Annotated in this window: 3 protein-coding genes; 1 reads left to right on the plus strand and 2 read right to left on the minus strand. The window is 32.4% G+C overall.

Annotation, left to right across the window (positions count from 1 at the left end; all coding sequences use genetic code 11):
* Positions 1 to 80: 80 nt before the first annotated feature.
* Complete coding sequence (locus ACR0P1_RS07565) at positions 81 to 797, plus strand: DUF4012 domain-containing protein (RefSeq protein ID WP_432645796.1); 717 nt, start codon at positions 81 to 83, stop codon at positions 795 to 797.
* Between the two features lie 37 nt (positions 798 to 834).
* Here ACR0P1_RS07565 and ACR0P1_RS07570 read toward each other — a convergent pair whose 3' ends face one another.
* Together ACR0P1_RS07570 and ACR0P1_RS07575 are read right to left on the minus strand one after the other, a co-directional pair.
* Complete coding sequence (locus tag ACR0P1_RS07570) at positions 835 to 3,093, minus strand: ABC transporter permease (RefSeq protein WP_432645797.1); 2,259 nt, start codon at positions 3,091 to 3,093, stop codon at positions 835 to 837.
* A gap of 81 nt (positions 3,094 to 3,174) precedes the next feature.
* A complete protein-coding gene (locus tag ACR0P1_RS07575; protein WP_432645798.1) occupies positions 3,175 to 3,879 on the minus strand; it encodes an ABC transporter ATP-binding protein in 705 nt (234 codons plus the stop codon).
* Between the last annotated feature and the right edge of the window lie 102 nt (positions 3,880 to 3,981).

Consider the following 3,981-nt stretch of genomic DNA (forward strand, 5'->3'; position numbering starts at 1 on the left):
ATATAAATAAGATTAAAGGAACATATAATTATAAAGTTTATTCTTAAACTTACATCAATTAATTTAGGTTAGTGGATATAATGAAACGAAGCAAAAAACTAATTATTGCTATCCTTCTTGTAATCCTTTTAGGATTGATAGCGTTTATTGCTGGCACATTATTCATGACTCCTGACTTATCTCATGAAACTAAGAATATATTAGTATTAGCATCTGACAAAGAAGAACAACCAAACGGTGGGGTGGACATGGCATTCATAGTCCGTTTAGAAAATGGTTCACTTAAAAACTATACACCAGTTTATCCTGGTGGAATGACACACCCTACAAAATCAGCTCCTGGAAACCTTGGAGGTCCAATGATGCTTCATGACTGTCTATGGAATGGACTAGATGAAGGTATGCAAAATGCAAAAGAAATTGTTGAATCTCGTACAGGAATGCATGCTGATGCAGTAGTCGTTGTTTATGATAAAGGTATAGATAACATTATTGATTCAATCAGACCACTTAAAATAAATGGTGTTGAAACAGATCTTAATGCAACTGATATCATTCGTCAAAATGATGCATATAATGGATATGCTGGAAATGAAAATGTCCAAGGAACAATGTCTCGATCCGATGCAGTAATGGTACTTGCAAAAGCACTTGCAAACACAGCCAAAGACCCTGTTAAAAAAAGTACAATGGTTCAAGCAGCATTAAAAGAATATTCAAATGGGAATATTGTAATGGAACCTCAAGGATCATTTACAAAATTACTTGCAACTAAAGGATTTGAAAGTTTACTTTAATCTTTAAAGAAATATTTCTTTAAAGAACTTTTTTTATTTATTCTACATCTTTTAGGGCTTCCACCATATTCAACTCTCTAATTCTATCTGAAAACATTAAATTAACAGCAATTGATATTGTGAATGTTATTAAAGCAGATAAAATTATATTGCCCCAAGTTAATGTTGGAATATAATATAAAGATTCACCTGCAGCATCCATCATCAACGTCATGAAATAAAATCCAATAGGAATTCCTAAAACAAAACCTATAACTGTGAAAATAAGGTTTTGGGTCAATAACAACCTTCTTAAGAAATTAGTTTTAAATCCTAGAACTTTTAAAGTTGCGACTTCTCTTTCCATTTCAGTAAATGATAAAATTCCTAAGTTGTAAAGAACCAGAACAGCTAAAAGAACCGCAACAATAGTTACAACATACACCATCATCATAACCGAAGAAGTCATCTCGCTCCAACTTTCCTCCATATCTTCAATGGTAGACACTGATTTAATTGAATTAACATTTTCACCGAACTTCTGGGAAGTTACAATACCATTTGGTGTAAAATTTAGACCTTCATCCTCCAAAGTATCTGGAGACATTATTAAACCTTGTGAAATAGGTTCCCCATGGATTTGACCAATTTCTGATTTAACCCACTCATCGCTTCCGACAATATGCCATTTGATTTTGTCTCCAATACTCAAGTTAAAGTATTGGGCCATTTTAGCTGAAATTGAAACTTCTCCTTCTTTGATTTCAATCGGATTCTTATTGCTGTCAGTGTAAGAAATTAAATCCGTATCATTTGAAACCAAAAGCACACCCGTGTTTTCATGGCTGTTTGATTTAATTTCGATTGGCATCTGCATTATAAAACTGCCGTTAGTCTCATTAATCACATAATACAATTCCATTTGGGATGGATTATTAGAGATAGATAATTTTGATTCAAAATGATTAATCTCATCATACTCCCAAGTTTTCAAATCATTCATGCTATCATTCATACCAAAAGCAGCGATTAATAATGCAACACATCCCATTACTCCTATGATTGCCATTAACGCCCTGAATTTGTTTCTTCTAGCATCCCTCCAATTCCAACGGAAATTAAAACTTAAGTGTTTCCATAACCTTGATTTTTCAAAAAAGCTGTTTGAAGATATATTTGGAGCCTTTGGCCTCATAGTATTTGCAGGATTTTCCTTTGAAATACTCCTACAAGTTAAATATGTGACAAAAACTGAAGAAAACACAAGCAATGCTGCAACGTAAACAAAACTCATATCAAAGCCAGGATTCCATGAAGGCAAAGTATATCTAGTGGTCATTGACGGATAAAACATTTGTGGAATAATCATCGACCCTGTAACAAGTCCCAAAACAGAACCTGCTAAAACTGGGAAGAACCCGTAGGATATGAAGTGCAGAATTATTGTTCTATCCTTAAAACCGACTGCTTTTAGAATACCTATTTGTGTCCTTTGATGTGTTACAATCCTTGTCATTGCTGTTAAGAGTGTCAGGAATGTAATTAAAATAAAAAGAATCGGGAAGATATTTCCCATCATTTTATGTTGTGCCATCTCTTCGTTGAATTGTGCTACACTAACATGATCTTCCTGCATTGTAAATGACAAATAACTAACTGAATCATCGAGTTTTTCCTTAAAAGAGTCATTTGATTGATTATATTTGACAAGCAATCTATTATATTCAATATCATCAGGATAAGCCTTATACGGTAAGTATGCAAAACCCACCTCATCAAAATTCGGAGTGATTGATGTAGTTGATGACATATAGACATATTCCGGAGAATAACCAATACCTTTGATTTCCTTTTCAATGGTCTTACCATCAAATTTGAAGGTAATGTTATCTCCAACATTTAATTCCTTAGCGTCAGCAAAACGTTTATCCAGCCAAACACCTGATTCATCATTAACGTCGAATTCCTTACCTTCAGAGAGATAAAATTTAGAAATTGTATTGCTTTCAACAAAATGCAGCGTAATATCAGGATCATTATCAAATTCACCGACAGCAGATATTACTGATTGTCTTTCAGCCTGTGTTGTAAAATTATTTATTTTATCCAAATCAGCATCACTGAAACTGCTTTTATAAATCCAACCATCCGCTAGATTGGTTTCACTATAAAAATCAGCACTTGTTTCTTCTAACCCATAATATTCTCCACATATCCCACAATATGCGAAAATACCCAAAAATGCCATGAGAAATATTGCAATAAATTGAGTTTTATTGACTTTTATATCCCTTAGCATCTTTCTAGATAATGACATAATATACTATTTGGATGAAATAAGATTTAAATTTAAAGATTAATTTATTTCATCACTAATCAAATAGAAATGGAAAAACAACTACCATTCCAAATCAGAAATTTTTTTTGGATTTTCATTAATAACAATACTTTCAATTTGCCCATTTTTAATTCTAATCACTTTATCTGCAGAATCCGCTAAAACTGCATTATGAGTAACAATAACAACAGTAGTATTTTTTTCATTACTCATATTTTGAAGTAGATTCAATATTAAAACACCAGTATTAGAATCTAATGCACCAGTTGGCTCATCACATAAAAGCATGGTAGGCTGTTTAGCAACTGCTCTTGCAATAGATACTCTTTGCTGTTCTCCACCAGATAACTGTGCAGGGAATTGATTGGCATTCTTTTCAAGACCAACAGAATCCAAAACATCTAATCCATTAACTTTTACATCAACAATATCACTCATCAATTCAACATTTTCAAGTGCAGTCAAGTTCGGAATCAAATTATAAAACTGAAATATAAAACCAACATTTTTGGCTCTATACTCTGTTAGTTGATTATCATCAAATGATTCGACATGATTTCCCTCAACGATTATCTGGCCAGATGTAACAGTATCCAAACCACCTAAAAGATTTAATAATGTTGATTTGCCTGCTCCAGACGGCCCAAGAATTACAACAAACTCACCTTCATCAATTGTGAAACTGACATCATTCATAGCCCTTAAGACATGTTCCCCAGAATGATATTCCTTACAAACATTTTTAAATTCAATTATTGTGTTCATATAAATGCCTTCTAATTATTTAATATCTAACTTAACATATATTAAATAAATTACTCCAGTTCAAACTCAGAGATTTATTTATTAATTAAAAAAACATATAAA

The organism is Methanobrevibacter sp. (genome assembly GCF_050872065.1).
In the GTDB taxonomy this organism is placed as follows: domain Archaea; phylum Methanobacteriota; class Methanobacteria; order Methanobacteriales; family Methanobacteriaceae; genus Methanocatella.